Origin of the sequence: Streptomyces sp. HUAS ZL42 (assembly GCF_040782645.1) — a bacterium.
GTDB lineage: Bacteria > Actinomycetota > Actinomycetes > Streptomycetales > Streptomycetaceae > Streptomyces.
In genome coordinates this window covers 1,832,570-1,857,564 of sequence record NZ_CP160403.1, presented here as the reverse complement: position 1 = coordinate 1,857,564, position 24,995 = coordinate 1,832,570, and the positions used below count along the sequence as shown (strand labels likewise).

At 70.7% G+C, this 24,995-nt stretch carries 20 protein-coding genes and 3 tRNA genes; 11 read left to right on the top strand and 12 right to left on the bottom strand.

Annotated features, from left to right (window positions below):
- Positions 1–16: 16 nt before the first annotated feature.
- The 3 genes from pcaG to ABZO29_RS08685 are packed head-to-tail and all read right to left on the bottom strand — an operon-like array spanning position 17 to position 1,736.
- On the bottom strand, positions 17–622 hold the full coding sequence (gene pcaG / locus ABZO29_RS08695) for a protocatechuate 3,4-dioxygenase subunit alpha (protein ID WP_367319565.1): 606 nt from the start codon (positions 620–622) through the stop codon (positions 17–19).
- 6 nt (positions 623–628) lie between these two features.
- Positions 629–1,402, bottom strand: coding sequence for a protocatechuate 3,4-dioxygenase subunit beta (gene pcaH / locus ABZO29_RS08690; RefSeq protein ID WP_367319564.1), 774 nt, complete (start codon positions 1,400–1,402; stop codon positions 629–631).
- 7 nt (positions 1,403–1,409) lie between these two features.
- Positions 1,410–1,736, bottom strand: coding sequence for a CoA-transferase (locus ABZO29_RS08685; RefSeq protein ID WP_367319563.1), 327 nt, complete (start codon positions 1,734–1,736; stop codon positions 1,410–1,412).
- Between the two features lie 211 nt (positions 1,737–1,947).
- Between ABZO29_RS08685 and ABZO29_RS08680 the strand changes: the two genes are divergently transcribed.
- Positions 1,948–2,412, top strand: coding sequence for a MarR family winged helix-turn-helix transcriptional regulator (locus ABZO29_RS08680; protein WP_367319562.1), 465 nt, complete (start codon positions 1,948–1,950; stop codon positions 2,410–2,412).
- On the opposite strand, the gene ABZO29_RS08675 is transcribed toward ABZO29_RS08680, so the two are convergent.
- The gene (locus ABZO29_RS08675) at positions 2,413–3,402 is read right to left on the bottom strand and encodes a DUF3048 domain-containing protein (protein WP_367319561.1); all 990 of its coding nucleotides are present in this window, start codon (positions 3,400–3,402) and stop codon (positions 2,413–2,415) included.
- Between the two features lie 185 nt (positions 3,403–3,587).
- On the opposite strand from ABZO29_RS08675, the gene ABZO29_RS08670 reads away from it, so the two are divergent.
- On the top strand, positions 3,588–4,778 hold the full coding sequence (locus ABZO29_RS08670; protein ID WP_367319560.1) for a zinc-dependent alcohol dehydrogenase: 1,191 nt from the start codon (positions 3,588–3,590) through the stop codon (positions 4,776–4,778).
- Between the two features lie 4 nt (positions 4,779–4,782).
- Here ABZO29_RS08670 and ABZO29_RS08665 read toward each other — a convergent pair whose 3' ends face one another.
- Positions 4,783–5,850 carry an ATP-dependent DNA ligase gene (locus ABZO29_RS08665; protein WP_367319559.1) on the bottom strand — a complete coding sequence of 356 codons (1,068 nt, stop codon included), beginning with the start codon at positions 5,848–5,850 and terminating at the stop codon, positions 4,783–4,785.
- 75 nt (positions 5,851–5,925) lie between these two features.
- On the opposite strand from ABZO29_RS08665, the gene ligD reads away from it, so the two are divergent.
- Complete coding sequence (gene ligD / locus ABZO29_RS08660; RefSeq protein WP_367319558.1) at positions 5,926–6,978, top strand: non-homologous end-joining DNA ligase; 1,053 nt, start codon at positions 5,926–5,928, stop codon at positions 6,976–6,978.
- On the opposite strand, the gene ABZO29_RS08655 is transcribed toward ligD, so the two are convergent.
- Positions 6,965–9,163 carry a family 16 glycoside hydrolase gene (locus ABZO29_RS08655; RefSeq protein WP_367319557.1) on the bottom strand — a complete coding sequence of 733 codons (2,199 nt, stop codon included), beginning with the start codon at positions 9,161–9,163 and terminating at the stop codon, positions 6,965–6,967. The two genes, ligD and ABZO29_RS08655, sit on opposite strands and share 14 nt — an antisense overlap.
- The gene (locus ABZO29_RS08650) at positions 9,160–11,646 is read right to left on the bottom strand and encodes a ThuA domain-containing protein (RefSeq protein ID WP_367319556.1); all 2,487 of its coding nucleotides are present in this window, start codon (positions 11,644–11,646) and stop codon (positions 9,160–9,162) included. Before ABZO29_RS08650 ends, ABZO29_RS08655 begins: the two co-directional genes overlap by 4 nt.
- A gap of 198 nt (positions 11,647–11,844) precedes the next feature.
- Between ABZO29_RS08650 and ABZO29_RS08645 the strand changes: the two genes are divergently transcribed.
- Both ABZO29_RS08645 and ABZO29_RS08640 read left to right on the top strand, forming a co-directional pair.
- Positions 11,845–12,798, top strand: a complete 954-nt coding sequence (locus ABZO29_RS08645) for a multicopper oxidase domain-containing protein (protein ID WP_367319555.1) — start codon at positions 11,845–11,847, stop codon at positions 12,796–12,798.
- A gap of 77 nt (positions 12,799–12,875) precedes the next feature.
- Positions 12,876–13,916 carry a LacI family DNA-binding transcriptional regulator gene (locus ABZO29_RS08640; RefSeq protein WP_367319554.1) on the top strand — a complete coding sequence of 347 codons (1,041 nt, stop codon included), beginning with the start codon at positions 12,876–12,878 and terminating at the stop codon, positions 13,914–13,916.
- A gap of 12 nt (positions 13,917–13,928) precedes the next feature.
- Here the strand turns inward: ABZO29_RS08640 and ABZO29_RS08635 are convergent, their stop codons facing one another.
- Positions 13,929–14,720 carry a VOC family protein gene (locus tag ABZO29_RS08635; RefSeq protein WP_367319553.1) on the bottom strand — a complete coding sequence of 264 codons (792 nt, stop codon included), beginning with the start codon at positions 14,718–14,720 and terminating at the stop codon, positions 13,929–13,931.
- A 269-nt stretch (positions 14,721–14,989) separates the two neighbouring features.
- Here ABZO29_RS08635 and ABZO29_RS08630 point away from each other — a divergent pair, with 269 nt between their 5' ends.
- A complete protein-coding gene (locus tag ABZO29_RS08630; RefSeq protein ID WP_367319552.1) occupies positions 14,990–15,235 on the top strand; it encodes a WhiB family transcriptional regulator in 246 nt (81 codons plus the stop codon).
- Here the strand turns inward: ABZO29_RS08630 and ABZO29_RS08625 are convergent.
- Positions 15,216–17,687, bottom strand: a complete 2,472-nt coding sequence (locus ABZO29_RS08625) for a hypothetical protein (RefSeq protein WP_367319551.1) — start codon at positions 17,685–17,687, stop codon at positions 15,216–15,218. The genes ABZO29_RS08630 and ABZO29_RS08625 overlap by 20 nt on opposite strands.
- Positions 17,688–17,783: 96 nt before the next feature.
- Here ABZO29_RS08625 and ABZO29_RS08620 point away from each other — a divergent pair.
- The 4 genes from ABZO29_RS08620 (at position 17,784) to ABZO29_RS08605 (ending at position 20,488) form a co-directional block, all read left to right on the top strand.
- A tRNA-Cys gene (locus ABZO29_RS08620) sits at positions 17,784–17,855 on the top strand.
- A 9-nt stretch (positions 17,856–17,864) separates the two neighbouring features.
- A tRNA-Asp gene (locus tag ABZO29_RS08615) sits at positions 17,865–17,936 on the top strand.
- A gap of 30 nt (positions 17,937–17,966) precedes the next feature.
- Positions 17,967–19,295, top strand: a complete 1,329-nt coding sequence (locus ABZO29_RS08610) for an SDR family NAD(P)-dependent oxidoreductase (protein ID WP_367319550.1) — start codon at positions 17,967–17,969, stop codon at positions 19,293–19,295.
- A complete protein-coding gene (locus ABZO29_RS08605; protein WP_367319549.1) occupies positions 19,292–20,488 on the top strand; it encodes a ribonuclease inhibitor in 1,197 nt (398 codons plus the stop codon). Before ABZO29_RS08610 ends, ABZO29_RS08605 begins: the two co-directional genes overlap by 4 nt.
- Positions 20,489–20,491: 3 nt before the next feature.
- Here the strand turns inward: ABZO29_RS08605 and ABZO29_RS08600 are convergent, their stop codons facing one another.
- The gene (locus ABZO29_RS08600; protein WP_367319548.1) at positions 20,492–22,285 is read right to left on the bottom strand and encodes an AAA family ATPase; all 1,794 of its coding nucleotides are present in this window, start codon (positions 22,283–22,285) and stop codon (positions 20,492–20,494) included.
- Entirely contained in the window at positions 22,286–23,692 is a 1,407-nt protein-coding gene (locus tag ABZO29_RS08595) for a hypothetical protein (RefSeq protein ID WP_367319547.1), read from the bottom strand.
- Between the two features lie 102 nt (positions 23,693–23,794).
- Here ABZO29_RS08595 and ABZO29_RS08590 point away from each other — a divergent pair.
- A tRNA-Trp gene (locus tag ABZO29_RS08590) sits at positions 23,795–23,870 on the top strand.
- A 21-nt stretch (positions 23,871–23,891) separates the two neighbouring features.
- Here ABZO29_RS08590 and ABZO29_RS08585 read toward each other — a convergent pair.
- Positions 23,892–24,731, bottom strand: a complete 840-nt coding sequence (locus ABZO29_RS08585; RefSeq protein ID WP_367319546.1) for a hypothetical protein — start codon at positions 24,729–24,731, stop codon at positions 23,892–23,894.
- Positions 24,732–24,995 lie beyond the last annotated feature (264 nt).

Below are 24,995 nucleotides of genomic sequence, written 5' to 3'. Positions count from 1 at the left end.
CCGAAGGGTGGGGGAGTCACTGGAACTCCAGGAAGACCGTCTCGCCTTCGCCCTGAAGGCGGATGTCGAAACGGTACGTTCCCTTGCCCTCGTCCACCGCGATCAGCGTGTCGCGGCGGTCCTGCTCGAGCCGGGCCAGCAGCGGGTCGGCGGCGAGCGCCGCCTCGTCGCCCGGCAGGTAGATCCGGGTGAAGAGGTGCACCAGCAGCCCCCGCGCGAACACGCACACGCTGATGTACGGCGCGCTCCCTCCCCGCGCACCCGGCCGCAGCGTCCGTGCGTACCAGTGGCCGTCGGCGTCCGTCTGGATGCGGCCCCAGCCGGTGAACTCCACGCCGTTGCGGCCCAGATAGCCGCCGCTCGCCGGGTCGCGCCGGATCGAGCCGTCCACCTGGGGGATGTTGCCGTCGGGGTCCGCGCCCCACAGCTCCACGAAGGCGTCGGGCAGCGGGTTGCCCTCACCGTCGAGGATGTAGCCGCGGAGCGTGATCGTGTCCGGGTGGCCGAGCGGCGCGATGTCCTCGCCGCCGCGGAAGGGCAGCGCGTATCCGTAGAAGGGACCCACCGTGTGCGAGGGAGTGGGCAGGACGGCTTCCGGCCGGTTCGTGTCGATCTTCGTCATGGCAGGTCAGCGTCCTTCTTCGATCCAGGTGGCGTTCGGTCCGTCCAGCACGATGTCCCAGTGGTAGCCCATCGAGAACTCCGGCACGGAGAGGCTGTGGTCGTACGTCGCGACCAGCCGCTGCCGGGCGTCGTCGTCCGTCACCGACTGGAGGATCGGGTCGTACGGGAACAGCGGGTCGCTGGGGAAGTACATCTGCGTCACCAGCCGCTGTGTGAACGCAGTGCCGAACATCGAGAAGTGGATGTGGGCCGGACGCCAGGCGTTGACGTGGTTGCGCCAGGGGTAGGGGCCCGGCTGGATGGTCGTGAAGTGGTACTGACCGTTGTCGTCCGTCAGCGTGCGGCCCACGCCCGTGAAGTTCGGGTCCAGCGGCGCGTCGTGCTGCTCGCGCTGGTGGGCGTAGCGGCCGGCCGAGTTGGCCTGCCAGATCTCGATGAGCTGCCCACGGACCGGACGCCCGTTGCGGTCCAGGAGACGGCCGGAGACGGTGATGCGCTCGCCGATCGGCTCGCCCGTGTGCTGCCGGGTGAGGTCGTTGTCGATCCCGGTGATGTCCCGCTCGCCGAAGGCGGGGGAGGCCAGCTCCACCAGCTCCGGGTCCTTCGTCACGTCGATGGCGATCGGCGGCTGCTTGGGGTGGCGCAACACCGAGGACCGGTACGGCTGGTAGTCGCGGCGCGGATGGTGCTCGACGGGGGCGCCGTCCGCGACCCGCTTCTCGTACGCGGCGTGCTCGGCCGCGATCTCCTGGTCGATGTCGTGCTGAGTGAGAGTCATGGGGGTCCTAACGTTCGAGAACGAGGGCGAGGCCCTGGCCCACGCCGATGCAGAGGGTGGCGACGCCGGTGCCGCTGCCCTTGCGGGCGAGCTGGTGGGCGACGGTGCCGGCGAGCCGGGCACCCGAGGCCCCCAGGGGGTGGCCGATGGCCGGCACCGACTCCATCGCCCCACAGTTGTCGGAGACCACGCCCGGCCCGCTGACCCCCCGCTCGTACAGAGCCTGGATCAGCACGTTCGGCACACCGCTCAGCCCGAAGCCGCCGACGGCGAGCCTCGCGCCGTCCGGTACATCGGCCACCGCCTCGGCGGCTGTGGCGACCACCTTGTCCATCCGTGAAGCTCCAAATCGTCCGAGCGTCCGGTCCGCCAATTAGTCAGGGTACTGAGTATTTCGGTGAACTTTCCTTCACGCTGCCATCGTAAGGGCATGACGTCAAGACCTGGGATAAACGCAAGGTCAGGTAGGTGGGGATCTCGCAGACAGTGAGGCGTCACCCCGGGTATTGTTCAGTGCACGTACGAATACGACCTGGGGAGCACACATGGCCGCGGCGGATCTCTCCACCCATCCCGGGCACCTGGCCCGGCGACTGCAGCAGGCCCACTACCTGTTGTGGAACGCGATGGTGTCCGAGGAGATCACCTCGCCGCAGTTCGCGGTCCTCAACGCGCTCGTCGCCGAGCCGGGCCTCGACCAGCGCACGGTGGGGGAGCGGGTGGGGCTCGACCGGTCCACCGTCGCCGAGGTGATCAGCCGGCTCACTCGCCGCGAGCTGCTCGACAAGGTCCGCGACCCCCAGGACGGCCGCCGGTTCCTGCTGCGCCTCACCGAGGACGGGATGCGCGCCCACCGCAAGCTGACGGTGCGCACGGCCCGGATGAACCAGGTCTTCCTGGCCCCGCTGTCCGCCGAGGAGCAGACCCTCTTCTTTGATCTGATCCGGCGCGTCTCGGACGCGGCGGAGGGGCTCCGCAATCCCGGGGAACCCCTCGTCGGCCAGGGCTGATCACGCCTTCGCGAAGACCACCCACACCTGCCCCCGGGCGAAGTTCACCTGCTTGCCGTCCCCGGTCGTGAACTTCGTGCCGTCGGTCGCCTTCTCGCGCTTCCACCGCACGTCGTAGGTGCGTCCGTCGCGCAGCACCTGTGCCTTCCCCGAGCCGACCGTCTCCGTGTACGGCGTGTTGTTGCCGAGGAAGTCGCGGAAGCCGGACTTGCGCACGTTCACGTACTGCACGACCACAGTCGCGGGCGTCACCGGCTTTCCGTCGGTCGTGACGGTGGGCGTACCGTCCATCGCGACCAGGTAGCGGTGCCGGCTCCCGGACCAGGTGAAGGTGAAGCGGGTCGCCGGGTAGCGGACGGTGCGCGAGGCCTCCGCCCTGCCGCCCTCGGGCGCGTCGCCGTACTGGAAACCGGTGGTCAGCGCGGCCGGGCCCGGGGCGGTGGGCAGCAGTTCGCCGGGACGCAGATAGAGGTTGTGCGGTGCGGACTTGTCGGTGCCGCGGTAGTAGGCGCCGGACACCTTGCCGGGCGGCATCGCCTCCAGCGGCGCCTTGTCGATCAGTGGCAGCAGTTTGCGCTGTGCTCCCGAGAACGCGAGGATCGGGTGGTCGAACTGGCGCAGCAGTTCCAGATCGGACTCGCGGGCGCTGCGCACCGGCCCGACGGTCTTCGGGAGCTTGGTGGCGTACACCGCCATCAGCCGGCTCAGCCCGCCCTCGACCTGCTCGGTGTACACGACGTCGGCGGAGTTCAGGCCGGTCTGGGGACGGGCGGCGCTCGCGTTGTCGATCTTCACGGCGAGTACCGAGCCAACGGGCGCCGCGCTCGGGGTCTGCTCCTGCCGCTGGTCCGTCCCCCGCCCGTCGTCGATCGCCGGGCGTGACGCGCCGCCGTCCCGCCCTCCCGTGCAGCCCGTCAGGGACGCCGTCACCGTGGCGGCCAGCAGCGCCGCTGTCGTCGCGACGCGCCACGAGCGCGTAGTGCGTTCCATGCCCACCGTTGCCACCAAGTCTCGTGTCATTGATTGTGCGCCCATAGGGTTATCGGTGCTATACCCGATTAGTTCTGATTGCGCTCGTTTAATACTCTGATCAGCCCATACCGCGGTTCGGTGCGGCCCGCCCGGGTACCCGGGCGTAACCGCAGGATCCGGACGTGCGGAGGGAGCGCGGCGCGATGAGGGCAGTGACGTGGCAGGGCAAGCGGGACGTACGGGTCGAGGAGGTGCCCGACCCGAGGATCAAGGAGCCGACCGATGCCGTCATCCGGATCACCTCCACCGGGCTGTGCGGCTCCGACCTGCATCTCTACGAGGTGCTCACCCCGTTCATGACACCGGGAGACATCCTCGGCCACGAGCCGATCGGCATCGTCGAGGAGGTCGGCGCCGGGGTGCCGGACCTGATGGCGGGCGACCGGATCGTGGTGCCGTTCCAGATCGCCTGCGGCGACTGCTGGATGTGCCTCAACGGACTGCCCACCCAGTGCGAGACCACCCAGGTCACCGGCGAGGGCATGGGCGCAGCCCTGTTCGGCTACACCCGCCTCTACGGCGCCGTACCCGGGGCCCAGGCCGAGTACCTGCGCGTCCCGCAGGCGCAGTTCGGCCCGATCAAGGTCCCCGAGGGTCCGCCCGACGACCGCTTCGTCTACCTCTCCGACGTCCTGCCCACCGCCTGGCAGGCGGTCGCCTACGCGGACATCCCCCAGGGCGGCAGCATCGCCGTGCTCGGCCTCGGACCCATCGGCGACATGGCCTGCCGCGTCGCCCAGGTGCGCGGTGCCGGGCGGGTGTTCGGCGTGGACCTGGTCAGTGAGCGGCTGCGGCGGGCGAAGGCCCGGGGCGTGGAGACGTACGACCTCAGGAGCTTCGACAACGAGAAGGAGCTCGTCGCCGCGATCCGCGACGAGACCGACGGCCGCGGCCCCGACGCGGTGATCGACGCCGTCGGTACCGAGGCGCACGGCAGCGCGGCCGCCCGCCTCGCCCAGCAGGCCTCGTCCCTGCTGCCCCGCAAGCTCAGCGGCCCCTTCGCGGAGCGCTTCAGCGTCGACCGGCTCGCCGCCCTCCACACCGCCATCGAACTGGTGCGGCGCGGCGGCACGCTGTCGCTCGTCGGCGTGTACGGCGGCACGGCGGACCCGATGCCGATGCTCACCCTGTTCGACAAGCAGATCCAGATCCGGATGGGCCAGGCCAACGTGCGCCGCTGGAGCGACGAGATCATGCCGTACCTGACGGACGAGGACCCGCTCGGCGTCGACGACTTCGCCACCCACCGGGTGCCGCTGTCCGAGGCGCCGCACGCGTACGAGATGTTCCAGAAGAAGCAGGACGGCGCGGTGAAGGTGCTGATGACGCCGTGAGCGGTCAGGGCGAGCCGAGGATCTCGTCCAGGTCGTAGCGCACCGGCTCCTCCAGCTGCGCGTACGTGCAGCTCTCCGGCGTCCGGTCCGGGCGCCAGCGGCGGAAGCGGGCCGTGTGCCGGAAGCGCATCCCGTTCTCCATGTGGTCGTACGCCACCTCGGCCACCCACTCCGGTCTGAGCGGCACCCAGGACAGGTCCTTCTTTCCGGACCAGCGACTGGGAGCGCCGGGCAGCCGTGCCGCCTCGTGGGCGGCCTCGTCCGACCAGGCCGCCCACGGGTGCCCGGCGACGTCGTCCATGCGCAGCGGCTCCAGCTCCTCGATCAGCTCGGCGCGCCGCTTCATGGGGAAGGCGGCGGAGACCCCCACGTGCTGAAGGGTGCCCCGGTCGTCGTAGAGGCCGAGCAGCAGTGAGCCCACGACGGGCCCGCTCTTGTGCAGGCGGTAGCCCGCGACGACGACATCCGCCGTGCGCTCGTGCTTGACCTTGAACATGACGCGTTCGTCCTGGTGGTAGCGCAGGGTGAGCGGCTTGGCGACGACACCGTCGAGGCCGGCTCCCTCGTACTGCTCGAACCACTGCCCGGCCACCTCGACGTCGGTCGTCGCGGGCGCCAGGTGCACCGGGGGAGTCACGCCGGACAGCGCCCGTTCGAGCAGCGCCCGCCGGTCGCTCAGCGGAACGTCCAGCAGCGACTCGTCCGCGAGCGCCAGCAGGTCGAAGGCGACGAACGAGGCGGGAGTCTTCTCTGCGAGCATCCGCACCCGGGAGTCCGCCGGATGGATGCGCTCGGTCAGCGCGTCGAAGTCGAGCCGCCCCTCCCGCGCGATCACGATCTCCCCGTCCAGCACACACCGCTTGGGCACCCGCTCCCTCAAAGCCACCACGAGCTCGGGAAAGTACCTGGTCAGCGGCTTGCCCGTACGGCTGCCGAACTCGACCTCGGTCCCGTCGCGGAACGCGATCGCCCGGAAGCCGTCCCACTTCGCCTCGTACTGCATCCCCGGCGGGATCCTGGCCACGGACTTGGCGAGCATCGGCTTCACAGGGGGCATGACCGGCAGATCCATGCTCCCGATTCTGCGCGCTTTTCCGGTCGGTCGCCCGGTGTGCGAGGCATGGGGCGAACGCCTACCGTGGCTCGCATGGGTGAAGCGGTGGAACTGGAAGCAGGCGGCCGGACCGTACGGCTGTCCAGTCCCGGCAAGGTCTTCTTCCCGGAGCGCGGCTTCACCAAGCTGGACCTCGCCCGGTACTACGTCGCCGTGGGCCCCGGCATCCTCCGCGCCCTGCGCAACCGTCCCACGACCCTCGAGCGCTACCCGGACGGCGTGACCGGCGAGTCCTTCTTCCAGAAGCGGGCCCCGAAGAACATGCCCGACTGGATCCCGACCGCCCACATCACCTTCCCCAGCGGCCGCAGCGCCGACGAGATGTGCCCCACGGAGGAGGCCGCCGTGCTGTGGGCCGCGCAGTACGGCACGCTCACCTTCCACCCCTGGCCGGTGCGCCGCGACGACGTCGACCGCCCCGACGAGCTCCGTATCGACCTCGACCCGCAGCCCGGCACCGACTATGCCGACGCCGCCCGAGCCGCCCACGAACTGCGTGCCGTGCTCGACGAGTTCGGCGGTCTGCGCGGCTGGCCCAAGACCTCCGGCGGCCGCGGCCTGCACGTCTTCGTGCCCATCCAGCCGAGATGGACCTTCACCCAGGTCAGACGGGCCGCCATCGCCATCGGGCGGGAGATGGAGCGCCGGATGCCGGACCGGGTGACGATCAAGTGGTGGAAGGAGGAACGCGGCGAGCGCATCTTCATCGACTACAACCAGACGGCCCGCGACCGTACGATCGCCTCCGCGTATTCCGTACGGCCCCGCCCGCACGCTCCGGTCTCGGCGCCCCTGCGCTGGGAGGAGGTCGACGTGGCTCAGCCCCGGGACTTCGACATCGCGTCGATGCCGGCGCGCTTCGCCGAACTCGGCGATGTGCACGCGGACATGGACGACCACGCCTTCTCCCTCGACGCCCTGCTCGAACTCGCCCGCCGCGACGAGCACGACCACGGGCTGGGCGATCTGCCGTATCCGCCGGAGTACCCGAAGATGCCGGGCGAGCCCAAGCGGGTGCAGCCGAGCAGGGCGAAGAAGGCGGCGCCCCCACCGGAGGCGCCGCCCACGGAACCTACAGTTCCCTGATCCGGATGTCCCGGTACGAGATCACGTCCGTCGTGCCGTGCACCTGCAGCCCGATGTAGCCGGAGGCGAACCGCCGCCCGTCCGTGCCCGGGTCGTCCGAGCGGGGCGGGGTGAAGTCCAGACCGCCGATGTTGTCGAACTCGTTGATCAGCACGCCGTTGCGGTAGACCGAGTAGTGCTGGTCGACCACGCGGATCTCGTAGTCGTTCCAGGTGCCCTTCTGCGTCACGCCCGCGCCGGCCAGGCCCACGCGGTCGAAGCCGTAGACCGAGCCCGTCTTGTACATGTCGCCGTCGGGCCGGTCCAGCACCTGCACCTCGTGCCCGTACTTGATGGCGACCCACTCCGGCCGTGACTCCTCCGGATGGTCGTGCACCCACGGGAACCGGACGAAGACACCCGAGTTGGCGTTGCCCGTGCCCGGGGCGTCGTCCCGCCACTGCAGCCTCAGCGAGAAGTCGCCGTACTTGCGCTGCGGGAACCACAGCATGCCCAGGCCCGGCTTCGTGGTGCCGCTGGTGATCGACCCGTCGGTGTTCAGTGCGAACGAACCACCGCCGACCTGCTCCCAGCGTGCGAGGGAGTCCGCGCTGCCGTCGAAGATCTTGCGGTAGCCCTCCGTCTGCCCCGGTTCACCGATACCGGACCGGCGGGCCGCCTTCTGGATCGCGTTGTACTCGCGCCGGTCGACGACCCCTTCCTTCAGGAGCCGGTCCAGGACCGTCTTCACGTGCTTGAGGAACAGCGCGTGGGACGTCCACTCCTTCTCGTCCTCGATCAACTCGTTGATCCGGCACCGGTTGTCGGTGACCCGGTTGGGCACCCCCGAGTCGACCGTGCCGACGATGACCGTCAACCGCTCGTCGTACTCCGGGCAGTTGGGCGCCGGCACTCCGCCGCCCGCCACCACCGTGAAGCTCACGGTGCGCGCCTCGGACGTGTTGCCGGCCTTGTCGCTCGCCCGGTACGCCACGGTGTGGGCACCCGCGCGATCGACGAGGACGGGAGCGGTGTACGCCAGGTAGGGCCCACCGTCGAGCGAGTACTCGACGCTCGCGACGCCGGAACCGCCCCCGTCGGTGGCGCTGACCGTCACCTTTGCGTTCCCGACGTACGCCCCGTCGGAGTTCCGCGTCCCGTCCACGGTCACGCCCGTCACCGGCGGTGTCGTGTCCTGCGGGGGCGCGGAGACGACTGTGAACGCGACGCTCTTCTCGGCCGCGGCGTTGCCCGCCTTGTCGGTGGCCCGGTAGCGCACGGTGTGGCTGCCGAGCTGGTGCACCATCACGGGCATGGTGTAGGGCTGCCAGGACCCGGAGTCGACCGCGTACTCGATCGTGTTGACCCCCGATCCGGTGTCGGAGGCCGTGACGGTGACCGTGGCCATGTCGACGTAGGCCCCGTCGGGGTTGCGCTCGCCGCTGACCGTCGCCGACGTCTCCGGCGCGGTCGTGTCGTCCGACGGCGGGGCGACGACGGTGAACTCGACGGACTTCTCCGCCGACACGTTGCCGGCCTTGTCGGTGGCCCGGTACCGAACCTGGTGGCTGCCGACCTGGTCGACGACGACCGGCGCGGTGTACGGCTGCCAGGCGCCCGTGTCGCCGATCGCGTACTCGACACGGTCGACGCCGGAGCCGCCCTCGTCGGTGGCGCCCACGGTCACGCTCGCCGAACCGACGTACTGGCCCTGCGAGTTCTGCGTTCCGCTGACGCTCGCGGACGTCTCGGGAGCCGTGGTGTCCTGGCCGCCGCCCTCGGTCACCACCAGGATGCCCTGCATCTGCCCGTGTCCGGGGATCGTGCAGTGGTAGAAGTAGCGGCCCGGGGTGAGGGTGACCTCGGCCGTGTGCCGGCCGCCCTGGTCGTCGTTGGGGTTGGCGAGGATGTTGAGCTGGACGTCGTTGTTGTACTCGGGATCGGAGGTCTCGAAGGTCAACGTGTGCGGCATGCCGGTGGTGTTGCCGGTCGCCGTGCTGTTCTCGAAGACGATCGTCGCCGTGCCCGCCACCGCCGTGGCGGGCGCCGAGGTGTACTTGGTGATGTCGTCGCCGGCGGTCCAGGTGAGCACCTGAGCGGCGGCGGCTGTCGGCGCGGTCCGCGCGCTGCCGGGTGTGGCCTGCAGCCCGAGCGTCATCAGTACGGCGGCCAGCAGGACCGTCCAGATTCTTCGGTGCCGTATCACTGTGCCCCTCTCGCCAGCTGATCGGCGGCCGGTGTCGGCCCGCCGCCCGTGTAAGTGACCCGCCACAGTGCGGACTTGGCGTCCGAGGTGAAGAAGCCGCGGCCGTAGTCGAGGACGTACAGGGCGCCGTCCGGACCGAACTTCCAGTCCATGAGGTTCTTGATGCCGTCGTTGCCGGTCGGCACGATCCTCTTCAGCGACTCCGAGTGCACCGGCAGCCCGCCGTCACCCTGCGTCCTCGGGTCCGTGACGACCGCGTTGCGCGGCTGGTCGGCGTCGTAGAAGTCGCCGACGAACCACTTGCCGTCCCAGTACGAGGGCCACTTCGCCGCGCTCGTGCTCGCCGCGTCGTACCGGTAGACCGGCCCGTTCATCGCGGCCTGCCCGCCGCCCTTGAGCCACGGCAGCAGATAGCTCGCCTCCTCCTGCTTGTAGGAGGGGACGCCGTTCGCGTCGCGCGGGTAGTCCGGTGCTCCGCCCTGCGGCGAGTACCAGATGTTGTTCCCCGTGACCGGTGGCAGGTTGACGAGGCCGTCGTTGTTCGGCGACTCGTTCTTCGGGTGGTCGCAGTCGTACCAGCCGAGCGGCTTGGAGGGATCCGGCAGGTTGCGGTCCCGGTAGGGCTGCTTGTTGCCCATGCAGTACGGCCAACCGCGGTTGCCCGCCTCGGTGATGGCGGCGAAGGTGTCGTACTTGGCCGGACCCCAGGTCGTCGAGGGGGCGCTCGCGTCAGGGCCTACCCAGCCCGCGTAGAGGACGTCGGTCTTCTTGTCGACGAAGATGCGTGCCGGGTTGCGGACGCCCATCACGTAGATCTCGCCGCGGGTCTTCCCACCGCCCTCGTCGGTCTCCTGCCCGGTGAAGAGGTTGCCGGACGGGAGCGTGTACGTGCCGTCGGGCTCCGGGTGGATACGCAGGATCTTGCCGTTGAGGTTGTTGGTGTTGCCGGCGGTGCGCCGCGCGTCGGCGAAGGACACGCCCCTGAAGTTCGGCTCGGGGTTGTTGCCCGAGTAACCGTCGCTGAAGCGGCTGGAGTTGTTGTCGCCGGTCGCGATGTACAGGTTGCCCTTGGAGTCCCAGGTCATCCCGCCACCCGCGTGACAGCAACTGTGGATCTGCACCGGCCACTTGAGCAGCACCTTCTCGCTGCTCAGGTCGAGCTTGTTCGTGGCGAGGTCGAGGGTGAAGCGGGAGACGCGCCGCTCGGCCATACGGGTGTCGCGGTTGATCTGCGAGTGGGGCGTGTAGTGCAGGTACACCCACCCGTTCTGCTCGAAGCGCGGGTCGAGCTCGATGCCGAGGAGGCCTTCCTCGACCTTGACCAGTTCGTCGCCGCCGCCCTTGTTGCCGAAGACGGTCAACTCGCCGGCGAGCGTGACCTTCTTGGTCTGCGGGTCGTAGACGTGGATCTGGCCCTTGCCCTTGCCGATGTCGGGGTTGTTCCAGTCGGTGACGACGGGCTGGGAGGAGTCGGCGCCGCCCCGGCCGATGTAGAGCACGCGGCCGTCGGGCGCGGCGACCAGGCCGTGCGGTTCACCGATCTGGTCGTTCTGGCCGGGCCGGTTGGGCTGGGTGAGGCGTTCCGCCTTGTAGTTGCCGGTGATGGTCGCCTTGCAGTCGGCCTGCACGAGGCGCGTGGTCCACAGCAGGGCGCCACGCAGGTGCGTACGGAAGTCCGTCTCGTCGTACGACGACACCGTGCCGCCCATGCCCGTGTAGAAGGAGCGGCCGCCGTCGTAGTCGCGGCACCAGCTGACCGGGTGGTCCCAGCCGTTCTTGCCGGCGCCGGGCTGATACGTCGACTCGCGCACCCGCGCGACGGTGTGCACGTCGCCGGACGGGTTCTTCACCCAGTTGAACCACTGGTCGGGGCGCTTCCACTGCAGCGGAAGGTCCTTGGTGGCCGGGTGCTGACGGTCGCCGACCTCGACGGTGGCCCGCTGTACGTTCGCCGGGCTGGACGCGGCCGGCCGGGCGCCGACCAGGCCGGTGAACCAGTCCGAGTACGGCTCCGCGCGGGCCGCGTCATGGATGCCGACGAAGCCGCCGCCCGCCTCCATGTAGGCCTCAAGGCCCGCCTCCTGCTCGGGATCGAGGACGTCCCCGCCGCCGGTCAGGAACACGATCGCGTTGTAACGGCCCAGTTCGGTCTCGTCGGTGAAGACCGAGGCGTCGTCCGAGGCCTCGACCTTGAAGCGCAGGTCCGCCGGGCCGGAGAGGCCGATCTTCTCGATGGCCTCGATTCCGGCGTTCACGACCGGCGACTCGTCCCCGGCGGCGGCGGACCCGTGGAAAATCAGCACCCGTACGTTGGCGCCGCCCGGGGGCGACTTGACGGACATCGTTGTCGGGGTCGGTTCCGGCGCCGGGCGCGCGGTGGCGGCGGGGCCGGACAGCAGGCCTGCGGCGAGGAGTCCGGTGGTCACGGTGGCCACCAGAGCCCGTCTGCTCGCGTTTCTTGTGCTCAACCCTCGTAAGTGCATGGGCACCTCCTCGGTCACAGCAACAGCGCCAAGGAAGCTAGACCCCTTTGCTCGACTCGCCAATAGCTATGACCGGAATGGCATGAACTTTGTCCTGAGTGTGGATAAACGGGCGCGGGGCCACTACCGTCTCACAGGTTCATCACAGGCACGTCCGCTTCGTCTCCGTAAATTCCGTACCAGGGTGGGGAGTTCGGCATGGACAGACGAGGGTTCAACCGGCGGGTGCTGCTGGGCGGTACGGCGGTCCTGACATCGTTATCCATGGCTCCCGCGGCCGTGAGCGCCGACGCGCCGGCACGGACCGCACCGGCCGGAGGCGAGGTCAAGCACATCAAGCTGTACGCCGAGAAGCTCACCGACGGACAGATGGGCTACGGCTTCGAGAAGGGCAGGGCGAGCATCCCCGGGCCGCTCATCGAGCTCAACGAAGGCGACACGCTGCACATCGAGTTCGAGAACACGACGGATGTCGCGACGAGTCTGCACGTCCACGGGCTGGACTACGAAGTCTCCAGTGACGGAACGAAGGTGAACCACAGCGACGTCGAGCCTGGCGGCACCCGCACCTACACCTGGCGCACCCACGCCCCCGGCCGCCGCAAGGACGGCACCTGGCGGGCGGGCAGCGCGGGTTACTGGCACTACCACGACCACGTCGTCGGGTCCGAGCACGGCACCGGCGGCATCCGCAAGGGCCTGTACGGTCCCGTGATCGTGCGCAGAAAGGGCGACATCCTCCCGGACGCGACCCACACGATCGTCTTCAACGACATGTCGATCAACAACAAGCCGGCGCATTCCGGCCCGAACTTCGCGGCCACCGTGGGCGATCGCGTCGAGTTCGTGGTGATCACGCACGGCGAGTACTACCACACCTTCCACATGCACGGTCACCGCTGGGCCGACAACCGCACGGGCCTGCTCACCGGCCCCGACGACCCCAGCCAGGTCATCGACAACAAGATCGTGGGCCCCGCCGACTCCTTCGGCTTCCAGGTGATCGCGGGGGAAGGAGTGGGCGCCGGGGCATGGATGTACCACTGCCACGTACAGAGCCACTCCGACATGGGGATGGTGGGGCTGTTCCTGGTGAAGAAGCCGGACGGGACGATTCCCGGGTATGAGCCGCATGCGCCGCACGAGCACTGACGCCTGACGAGAGCGCTCTCACGGCGTCGCTCCGCCGCAGCTATCCTGATCCGCAACCGCGGATGAGGAGCCCCGACGTGACCGACACAGCCCAGCGTCCCACCCTGGAGGCCGTGGCCGCGCGGGCGGGGGTGTCGCGGGCCACCGTGTCTCGGGTGGTCAACGGTGGGGACGGAGTGCGCGAAACCCTTGTCGAGCGGGTTCGGCAGGCCGTGGAGGAGCTCGGGTACGTGCCCAATCAGGCCGCCCGCAGCCTGGTGACCCGGCGGCACGACGCCGTCGCCGTGGTCATCGCAGAGCCCGAGACCCGCGTCTTTGCGGACCCCTTCTTCGCCCTGCAGCTCCGCGGCATCAGCAAGGAACTGACGGCCCATGACAACCAGCTGGTGCTGCTCCTCACCGAGGGCAGGGACGACCACGCCCGCGTCGGCCGCTATCTCGCCGGCGGGCACGTCGACGGGGCCCTGGTCTTCTCGCTGCACCTCGACGACCCGCTGCCCGGCCTGATCCAGGGCGCCGGAGTCCCGACCGTGTTCGGGGGGCGGCCGGGCTGGGGCGACGGTACGCCGGGCGTGCAGTACGTGGACAGCGACAACCGCGGCGGCGCCCGCGAGGCCGTACGCCATCTGGTGGGCCTCGGCCGCACACGTATCGCCCACATCACCGGCGCCCTCGACCAGACGTCCGCGGTGGACCGGCTCGAGGGCTTCCGGGACGTCATGCCCGACGCCGACCCCCGGATGGTCGCCGAGGGCGACTTCACCCCGGCCGGGGGGGAGCGCGCGATGCGTGAACTCCTCGACCGCTGCCCGGATCTGGACGCCGTGTTCGCCGCGAACGACCTCACCGCCGCGGGCGCCCTGCGGGTACTGCGTGAGAGGGGGCTGCGGGTGCCCGACGACGTGGCCGTGATCGGCTTCGACGACATGCTGCCCGTCGCCGAACAGACCGACCCGCCGCTCACGACGATCCGGCAGCCCATAGAGGAGATGGGCCGGCTGATGGCCCGTCTCCTGCTCCGCCGTCTGGACCCCCGTCCCACCACCGGCCAAGAGGCCGGAGACGCGCCGGCCGACGTGGTCGTCCCCACCACGCTGGTACGTCGCGCCTCCGCCTGAGCCTCCGGCGCCTCAGGTCTGCCGAGGTGCGCTCTTGATCACCGCGAAGCGTGCGCCGTACGGGTCAGCGAGCTTGGCGATGCGGCCCACGTCCGGGATGTCCGTGGCGGGCATGCGGACCTTTCCGCCCCGCTCCTGCGCCTTGGCGACGACCGCGTCCGTGTCGGTGACCTCGAAGTACGGCAGCCAGTACGCACCGGACTCCGCCTCCACCGGGTCGTCGGCCAGCGGGACGACACCGCCGAACATGGCGTCCTCCCCGGCGCCGGCAGGGTTGATACAGGTGTAGGTGCCGCCGGGGAAGGGGACCGCCGACGTCTCCAGGCCGAGGGCCGCGTTGTAGAACGCGGCGGCCGCGGCGATGTCCGGCGTGTACAGCTCGACCCAGGCCAGCGAGCCGGGTTCGTTTGCGATGTCGATGCCCTTGTTCAGGCCGGGCTGCCAGATGCCGAACGGCACGCCCGCCTCGTCGGCGAGGATCGCCATGGTGCCCTGGCCCATCACGTCCATGGGCTGGAAGAGCACCCTGCCGTGCGCCTGCTCGGCGGCCTTGGCGGTGGCCTCCGCGTCCGCGCTCTGGAAGTACACGGTCCACGACGGCGGACCCTGGTCCGGAGTGGTCTGCATGGCGCCGGTGGCGGTCTTCCCCTCCAGCTGGAAGAAGCCGTAGCCGCCTGCGTCCGGTCCCGCCGACTGGAACCGCCAGCCGAAGAGAGCGTGGTAGAAGTCGGTGGCACCGTCGATGTCGGACGTGCCGAGGTCGATCCAGTTGGGGGAGCCGTTGACGAAACGGGTGGTGAGCATCTTCGCCCTCCTTGGCAGGGGCCCGTTCTCTGCACTGCCGAGTCTTGCACCGCCCACTGACAATCGCTGCCGGAGCGCCGCACCGGGCTGAAGAGGCCGCTTCCGTCACTTTCCGTCACTCATGTCGACCGTCTTGTTTTCATCCGTTCCGCGCGCCGCCGTGCGCCGCGGTGCGGGGCGGCGGCATCATCAGGGCGGCGGAGGCCCCGGCGCGCCGCGTTGATCGCGCGTTGATCGAACGTTTTTCGCCGCGCGGCACGCTCGCGTTCATGCACATCGAAACGATCAACCCCGTCGGCCTCGACTGGCAGGCCCAGGCGCTGTGCGCGCAGACCGGGGCGGACTTCTTCTTCCCCGAACCGGGCAGCTCGGTGCGCGAGGCGAAGCGCATCTGCGGCATGTGCGAGATGCGCTCCGCCTGTCTGGAGTACGCGCTCGACAACGACGAGCGCTTCGGCGTCTGGGGCGGCCTGTCCGAGAAGGAGCGCCTGCAGCTCAGGCGTACGTCACACTGAACCGCCACGTCCCGGCGGGGATCTGCACGTCCTGCCCCGTGACCGCGAGTTCCCGCCCGTCCGCCGACGCCGACCGCACCGCACCGAAGCGGCACGGATGGACGAACCGCACGCCCTGCGGCGCCTGGGTGATCTCCACGGTCACCGTCCGCCCGGCCGGATCGTGCGCCAGCCGGTAGCCGAACGGCTCCCCGAACAGCGTCGGCGCCCCGTCCACGACGACCTGCTCGCCCTCAGGAACCCAGTGCGGACGTACACCGGGCGCGATGTACACATGCGGATCGCGGTCCTCGTCGGCCTCGAAGAACAGGATGTCGCGGATCAGCAGCAGGTACTCGGCGGCCGCCCAGCCGTGCGGGATGTCGCCCATGTACCAGCGACCATACGGGACTTCACGGAAGTCGGAGGCCACCGGGAACGCGTGCTGCTCGTTCCAGGCGCCCAGTGCCGCGGCCCGGCCCGCCACGCTCGGGAAGCCCGCGCCGACCACCCAGCCGAGCAGCGCGTCCGCCCGCGCGGGATCACCTGCGAGCAGGTACGCGTGCGCCAACTGCAGGGTCAGATAGGGGCCGTACGCGTTCCAGGCCGCCTCGTGCCGGAACCCTCCGGTGACGAAATGGGAGTACATCGTGTCGAGCGTGCAGCGGGCGGCCCGGTCGACGTCCTCGCCCAGCTTGCTTCCCATGTGCAGCCGCAGCGGGTGGAAGTACGCGGCCGCACCGATCATCGTCGAGTCGAGCCGGCCCACGTCGGCGGGGCCGGTCGGGATGTACGTCTCCCACGCCCCGCGCCGCCGCTGCTCCTCCAGCACCCAGCGGATGGAGTCTCCCGTCGCCCGCTTCAGGTCGTCGAAGATGCCCCAGAGTTCGGGAACCTCCGGTGCCCCGATGCGTTCGGCCAGACGCGCCGCCTCGTACAGCCCGGCCAGCGCCCAGAAGTCGTCCCAGTAGTGGGGCTTGTCGCGCTCGCCCAGGTGCTCGGCGCTCCAGCCCTTGTGCAGCAGGCCGTACTGGTCACGGTTGTCGCGGATCCACCGGGCGGCGTCGCGCACGTACGGGACGTACAGCCTGGCACCGAAGGCCGAACTCCGGCCGCCGGTACGGTCGTAGCGGCCGATCGCCCACAGTGCCTGGCCGTTGCTGTCCCACTCGTTGTCGTCCCTCTCGTGCGGACCGCCGTAGAAGCCGTACTCGGCGCAGGGTCCGATCCGCCCGGTTCCGTGGTTGAACTTCAGCGGGTAGTGGGTGCCCAGCTGTCGTTCGGCCAGCGCGGAGTCGCCGACCAGGGAGCAGGCGGTCGCCTCCACGGACGAGTCGCGGATCCAGAAGGAGTCGTACACGGTCGGCCCCGGGTGGATCTCGCCGTGGTCGGAGAGGATCAGCAGCTGTGAACGTGCTCGCCGGAACAGGTCGGTGAGGTGCGCGACCGGACGCGGAAGTCCCGGCTGCAGACCCTGCCCGAGCAGCTTCGCCGTCCAGAAGTCCCGGTTGCGGGACTCCAGTTCGGTCACCGGCGTCCCCTTCAGCTCCGCCAGGTCGGCGGGCCCGCTGAACTGGTCGACGGGCAGCCGTACGTCGATCTCGAAGACCTCGTCCTCGGCCACCCGGAACGGCCACGCGAACACCGCGCTGCACAACCCGGCGACCTGGTCCTGTGCCTCGAGCGCGCCGTTCAGCTTGCCGCCCACGACCAGGTCGTGGAACGCGCTGCCCGTCAGGTACGTGTCGGGATCGAAGGAGAGGTCCGTGTTGCCGTGGACGCCGAACTGCTCGGGTGCGGTGTCGAAGACCGGACCCCAGCCGGAGTTGGTCGCCACGCGCTGCTCGTCCGGCAGATGGCGCAGGAACGTCAGTCGCCGGTCGGTGATCCGGTGTCCGTTGCGGTCGTGCCGCTGGAAGCCGCTCGGCCCGGCCGGCATCATCGCCGCGCACAGCAGGCCCTCGCGCGGGCGCCCCGTGGGGCTGCCCACGGTCACCCGGGTGACGACCAGATCCCGCTGGGCCGGGCCGACGGTCGTTGCGAAGGTGCGCTGCACGAACTCGATGTCCTCCGGTGTGCGGAACGTCGTCAGCACGACCGGCAGGTGCGGTGCCTCCATACGTTGCTCCACACGTCCCCCACCGGGAAGTTGGGGCAGCCGGAGTGCGCCGGACGCCGGGTCGTGCAGGAAGAAGGACAGGCAGTACTTGTCGTAGACCGGCTCGATCTCGCCCGCCTGGCCGATCAGGGACTCCTGGCGATGGTCCTTGACGCCGACCATGTGCCAGTAGCGGTACAGGGCGTTGGAGGCGAAGGCCGCCTCCTTCGAGTCGTACGTGCCGGAGTCGAAGTCGTCGCTCCAGCGCCGGAAGGCCTGCTGCGCCCACCAGGGAACGGGGTACGGGATGCGCTCCCGTCCCGCCCAGCCGCGCCACATGACCTCGTAGAACATCCACTCATGGGTCTGTGCCATGGTGTTCACCCCCTTCGGGCACCGTTGCACCGCAGGGGCCGCGCGTAAATCGTTACGACCGGCCGGCGCGAGTGCGGTTAGGATCCGGGGGCGCATCCGGGCGTAGCGCAGAGGCAGGCGCACCGCCCTGCACAGGCGAACACGCCGGTTCGAATCCGGCCGTCCGGGTGCCTTCGCGGTCCCGTAGAGCAGAGGCAGACTCGCCGCCTTGTCAGGGCGGATACGCCGGTTCGAATCCGGTCGGGACCACGGCACGGCGGACACGGGCGGGGACGGCACATGGGCGAGGGGATCACGGAGGCGGAGCTGGCCGTCTTCCACGAGGTCGTGGGCAAGTTGCGCGCCCTGCCCGTCGACGACCCCCTGCGCCTGCGGGCCGAGCAGGTCGCCGCGTCCTTCGCGCGTGACGGGCGGCTGCGGCGCCGCAGGATGCGAGGCGAAGCCGTGACGGCCGCCGACGCCTCCGCGATGGCCGCGACCGCGACCGGTGCGGCGGACCGCCGTGAGGACGCCCCGCTCGCCGTACCCGGGACGGGCGGCGTCTTCCGCAAGGCGCGCAGCTGCTACGTCTGCAAGTCGCCGTATCGACAGGTCGACTCCTTCTACCACCGGCTGTGCCCCGACTGCGCCGCCGACAACACGGCCCGCCGCGCCCTGGCCACCGATCTGAGCGGTCGCCGGGCGCTGCTCACCGGCGGCCGTGTGAAGATCGGCTTCCAGCTGGCGCTGATGATGCTGCGGGACGGCGCGGAGGTGCTGGTCACCTCGCGGTTCCCGCACGACACCGCGCGCCGCTTCCGGGAGGCGCCGGGCAGTGCGAAGTGGCTGGACCGGCTGACCGTCCTCGCCGTCGACCTGCGTGATCCGCGCCAGGTTCTGGGCCTGTGCGAGGAGCTGCGGCAGGAGGGCGAGCCGCTGGACATCCTCGTCAACAACGCGGCGCAGACGCTGCGTCGGCCACCCGAGTCGTACGCGCTGCTGTCCGCCGGGGAGTACGACGCGCTGCCGCAGGGTGCACGGCAGGCACCCGGTTTCCGGCCGATGCGGATGCTGGAGAGCGGCGCCGCGTCCCTGCCGGCTGCGCTGCGCGAGGCCGACGAGGCCGGGCTCCTGCCCGACCCGTCCCCCGAGAACTCCTGGTCGGCCCGGCTCGGCGCCCTCGACCCGGCAGAGGTCCTGGAGACCCAGCTCGTCAACGCCCTCGCCCCGGCGCTGCTCTGCGACCGGCTGCTGCCGCTGCTGCTCGCCTCGCCGCATCCGCGCCGGTACGTCGTCAACGTGACGGCCGTCGAGGGCCGGTTCGCGGTGCGCAACAAGATGCCGGGCCATCCGCACACCAACATGGCCAAGGCCGCCCTCAACATGCTCACCCGCACCAGCGCCGCCGAACTCGCCGAGCAGGGCGTGCACATGTGCGCCGTGGACACCGGCTGGATCACCGACGAGAACCCGGCCCCGAAGAAGGCGCGCATGGCGGACGCCGGCTTCCGCACCCCGCTTGACATCGTCGACGGGGCCGCCCGCGTGTACGACCCGATCGTGCGCGGCGAGGCCGGGGACCCCGTGTCCGGGGTGTTCCTGAAGGACTACCGGGAGGCGGAGTGGTGAGCGGGGACTCGGAGGCGGAGACCGTCGGCTTCGCCGGGGTGCCGCCGGTCGTGCCGCGCCCTCTCGCCGAACTGGCCCCGCTGCTCGACTGGTTGCGCGCCGGCCGCCCGGCCGGTGAGCGGCTGGACTTCACGGCCGGTACGGCACTGCCGGACGGGCGGCTCGACCTGTGCAAGCAGGGCCTGGGCGCACAGGGTGCGGCGCTGGTCGCCGAGGCGCTGTCGCAAGGACCGTCCCCGGTGCGGCACCTGCTGCTGGGCACGGACGCCCTCGGCGACGACGGCGCCGCCACCGTGGCCGGGACGGGCGCCGACGTCGAGACGCTCTACCTCGGCTGCAACGGCATCACCGCGGGCGGCGCCTGCCGCATCGCCGACCAGCTGCGCGCCTCACCGCAGGTGGTCACCGGCGTCTGGCTGAAACGCAACCCGCTGGGCAGCGGCGGCGGCCGGGCGGCAGCCGAACTCCTCGAGGCCGCCCGGTCGCTGCGCACCCTCGACCTCGTTCAGACCGGTCTCGACGCGGCCGGCGCCACCGTCCTCGCGGACGCGCTGCTCGCGGCCGCGGTCAACGGGCGCCGCATCGAACGGCTCTTCGTCGGCGGCAACCCGCTGGGCGAGGCGGGCGCGGAACCTCTCGCCGCGGTGATCGCGGCGGGTGCGATCGACGAACTGTACGTGTCCGCCGCCCGGTTGGGCGACGCGGGCGCCCTGCGACTCGCCTCCGCCCTGGAACGGGCGCCGCACGGGCGGCTCACCCGGCTGTCCGTCGCCAGCAACGGCATCGGGGCGCAGGCGGCCGCCCGGCTGGTGACGGCGGCGACCGCGGCCGGGGTCACCCTGCTGGATCTCGGCCGGGTCCGGGCCGCGGCCGTCCTCGGCGCCGCGGACAATCACGTGGACCTGACCGCGGCCGAGACCATCGCCCAGACCCTGGCCGGGACGGAGCACCGCCTCACCCACCTCGTCCTGAGCCACACCGGCATGCGCAGCCGCGAGGCCCACCGCCTCCTCGACCACGCACCCCGCGCCACTACCGCGACCCGCTTCGTGCTCGGCCACGGCATAGCGGCGAGCGTCAAGCGCCGCCTGGAGACACTCAGCGCGCACGTCCCGCGGCCGGTGGTCCCGGCCGATGTGGCGGCCGTACGGAGCGTGCACCGGACGGCTCCGCCCGACGACAGCGCGCCATGACGCTCACCCTCTTCGCATCCCCGTGAACACCTCCGTCCAGAAGCGCTGCTGCTGCGCCGACGCCCCCACCAGATACGTCGCCCTCAGCTTCCCCGGCAGCAGGGCCACCAGACGGGCCACCACCGCGCGGTGCCTCTTCAGCTGGGACAGCTCCGCGTTGGCGAGGATCTGGTGGACCACGTCGCTGTCGTTGCCGCCCTCGTCGGAGCGCCCGACGGCCCGGCGCAGCCGGGCCTCCCACGCGTCCGCGTCCCGGGCAAGCTCGCGCAGGCCCGTCACCGGGCGGCCCTTGAGGCGGTCGATCAGCGCGGTGAGCGGCACGGGCGCGTACTCGCCGTCGCCGAGGTAGACCGTCGCCATCTCCAGCGGCAGCCCGCGCCGGTGCAGCTTGATGAGCCGCTCCAGGGTGCGCTTGGTGATCCAGGCGCGGCCGTCGTCGTCGATGTCGTGCTTCCACCACTCCAGGACCGTCTCCGCGTCCGTGCCGTAGCGTGCGAGCAGCCACTCGTTGGCGGGGATGTCCTCCGGAAGCACCTCCAGCGACGCCGTGAACCGCGTTGCCTGCGCGATGTTGTTCCGGGACACCAGCAGCTTGCGGCCCAGGTGGTACGGCGGGTTCTGCACGGCTATCTGCGCCCGCAGGTTCTCGATCCGCCGCCCCGCCAGCGACCACTCCTGGGTGACCTCCATGAGCTTGGCGAACGCGGCCTTGTCCTTGGGCCGGTTGTACTCGTCCCACACGATCGCCTTGGGCTCGGGCCCGGTGAACTTCGCCGCCAGCAGGTTGTCCAGCGTGCCGTCCGGCGACGGGACCGGCGCGCACAGGTCCTCGACGTTGGTCACCGGCAGGGAGAAGTACAGTGCCTCCCGGCCCAGGCCCTCCCGCACCGTCTCGCGTACCAGCTCCGTCTTGCCGCATCCGGGCGGGCCCTGCAGCAGCACGGTCCAGCGGTTGCGCAGCGCGGCCCGCACGACCTGCCGTACCGGATCGGGAATCGTCGCCGGGTTGGCCACGCCGACCGCCTTGGCGATGCGGTCGAGGATCTCTGCGGTGCGGTTCTGCCCCGGTTTGCCGTCCGGGCCGGGCTCGGCCAGCCGGAGCCGCTCGCCGTCGAGCAGGGGCAGGCCCCAGCGCAGGGGGAAACCCTCGCGGGCGTTGGCCAGGACATGGTCGAGCGTGCGCGGCGACAGCAGCTCGCGCAACGCGGGAGTCAGCGATGCCCACAGGGAGAACACCGGACGCAGGTCCCAGGGGCGGTACTTGGCGGCCAGATGCCGCCGCCACGACGTGTCGTTCGCGGTGATCCGCATGGTGACCATGCGGTCGAGGAGCGCGAGGTCGCTGCGCCGGGCCGATGTCTCGGCCAGCGACTCGTTGTCGGTGAGGAAGACGCCGACGCAGCCCAGGGCCCGCAGATCGTGCTCGCCGAGCGTCCAGTTGCACGCGATCTGCATCAGCTGCGACTGGATGGTGTCCCCAGCCTGCAGGGAGTCGTCGACGAGCAGCACGAACGGCCGGCCCGGCTTGAGCTGGCTCATGACCAGCTGACGCAGGACGAGTTCGCCGCTGTGCGGGTCGCGGACCGGAGCGTTGACGAGCAGGTCGTCGGGTGTCAGGTTCGCGGCCGGGACGTACACCAGCGTGGCGTCCGGGTGGGCGCGGGCGATGTGGGAGAAGAACGTCGCCGTCTTCCCGATGCCGTGCTCACCGAAGACCTGGCCGGTCTGGCCGAGCTCGATCATCGCGTCGATGAAGGCCTCGAGGCGAGAGGTCGACTGTTGTGTTTGCGTGGTCATTTACCGCGATCCTGTGGTGACGCGATGGCAGGCCATCGCCGGGGTGTGCGTCTCGGGCCACTCGTCGCCGCCCTCGGTGATCAGCCAGATCCACTTGTCCGGCTCGGCGGGGGTGATCGGCGGGGCGTATCCGTCGGTGAGCATGACGACGGCGTCCGGCGTCACGTCGAAGCGGCGGCCGTTCACCTCCGTGCGCCCCTCCACGTAGTCAGCGACCACCTGGAAGCTCGTGCCGCCACCGCCGTAGACCCGCTCGCCGGGCTTGAACGGCATCACCACGGCGTCGAACGACAGCCAGTGCGCCTCGACGCCGTCGATCCGGCCCACCAGTTCGGTGAGCCATGTGATCACGTGCTGGGGCATCGAGCCCGAGGTGTCGTACGCGACGACGAGCACCTTCTCGCGCACCGGGCCGCGCCGTGCCAGCATCGGGTCCTGGCCGAGGGCCGCGAGCAGCGCGCCCCGCTTCTGGGGGTACACCAGCCGCTCGCCGTCGCGCAGTTTCGAACCGAGCACGTCGACGAGCCAGCGCTGCCACCAGTGCACCGTGCGCGTGCGTGTGGTCTCGCCGCGCAGCATGCCCGCGCCCAGGTTCCCCCAGATCTTCGCGGCCCGCGCGGAGCCGTCCTCGGTGCGGCCCATCAGGTCGAGCAGCTCCCGCTCCGCGCCCGTGTGCCCGCGCCGGGCCGCCAGCAGGGAGTTGAGCAGCGCGGACGACGTCACCGCGTCGACGGTCTCCTGGTCGGCCGGGACCCAGCCGTCCTCCAGGTGCACGCACATCCGGCGCTCCGGGACCGGCGGACTGTGCATCCGCTTCAGCTCGCCGTACACCCGCATGTCCGTCTCGGTGAACGTCTCGTACGTCACCGGCTCCAGGCCGTGCGTCGTGAGGTCCTCCCAGTAGGCGTCGTACACCTGCCGCGGGTCGACGCCCGTCGGACGGCCGTCCAGCAGGGGCAGTTCCTCGCGGTCCAGCCGGACCATCGCGACATGGTTGATGGACACTTCGGCGGCCAGCTCGAAGACGGGGTCGTCGCGCAGGTCGGGGTCGGCGAACAGGTGCCGGTGCACGAGGTGGCGGGCCTCGTGGAACAGCACGAACTTCACGCCGTCCAGGCCCAGTCCGACGAAAAAGCCTGGGTTGTACAGCAGCAGACACGTGCCGTCACCGGAGGCGACCACGGCCGCCGTGTCGACCGCGGTCGTCGGGATCTGGTGGTGGCACTTCGCGTACAGCCACGAGGCCACCGCCGACTCCGTCAGCCCGAAGTCCAGCAGCGCGGCCTCCTTCAGCCGCCGCGCCTCCTCGACCACCCCCGGATCCGCAGGACGGTACCGCTCCAGCGCGCTGCGGTCGGCCAGGTCGACCACAGCGGGCCGCCGTCGCCCCCGCTCTCCGTACGCCATGTCCTGCCCCCCCCCGTGCCGGATTCTCCCCTGAATTCCCCTCCGGATCATTGGTACCAGGGCCCACTGACAACGGGCCAAGGCATTACGCTGCCGCCAAGGGCGGGGTCGTAGCGCAGAGGCAGGCGCACCGGTCTCCAAAACCAGAACACGCTGGTTCGAATCCAGCCGCCCCGCCCCCCTTCAACTGCCGTTCGGCTCAGGCGATGGCGGCCGCGGTCATCATCAGCTCGGGCGCGTTCCCGTGGAAGGTCTCGATCAGCTGGGCCAGCACCGCCCAGGCCTCCTCGCGGTCGCCCAAGTGGTCCTGGACGAGCGGGCGCAGGGCGTCCTCGGCGCCCCGGATCCGCGCAGGGAACAGCAGATGGCCCATCGCCAGCATCTCCAGGACGTGTACGGCGGGGCCGTGGGCCGTCGCGTAGTCGGCCGGGCCGTCGAGCACGCCCGCCTGCCGCACCCGGTGCGTGAACTTGGCGTGGGAACCGAACTGCGCGCGCAGCGCGGGCGGGCAGTCCGGGCGTATGGACAGCGCCCAGCGGGCGTAGCCGGGAAGGGGTTGTTCCTCGTCCGCCTCGGCGACGGTCCCCCAGTCGGCGCGCGTCAGGACCATGGACGCGGCACCGCGCCCGGCACTCATGGAATCGACCGCGCGCAGGGCGCCGACGAGGCCGTGACGGACGTAGCTCTCGGGCACGTCGGGTTCCTGGCCTCGCAGGGCCGGCTCCACCCGTACGGCGTCGGTGCGGCCGGCCCCGAACGGCACCCCGCGGGCGACGGCGCGGCGCAGGCCGGCGTCGGAATCGATGAACCACCACGCCGTCGCGTTGAGCGCAGGGTCGTCCTCCTCGAGGATCCACAGCGCCACGGACGACGGCAGCCTGCCCGTCCACAGCCACGGGCGATCGAGCCGGCGCCGGGTCACGCCCGGGTCTTCGGGCCCGGGCAGCCGGGTCCGCGCCCGGACCCGCTCGGCGACACCCTCGTCGACGAGCCCGAGCAGGAAGCCGACCGCCTGTTCCGCCCTGGTGTTCTCACGCATGCCCGCATGATGCCGCAGGCCTCCGACAACACGCACCGCGAAATCGCCGCGGCCACGCGGCTTCCGGCGGGGCCGGCGGCTGCGTGCGGGGCGGGATCGTTGCGGGGAGGTGGCTTGTGGGGCGGGGCCGGTCCGGAGGAGGCGGGGGCTGTGTTGCGGGGTGTCTCGTGCGTGTGCCTGCGGTGGGCGTGGGTCCTTGTTGTGCGGCGTGTTCCGTGCCGGACGGGCGTGTTCCGGGCGCGGCTCTCGCGGCCGGGAGGCGTG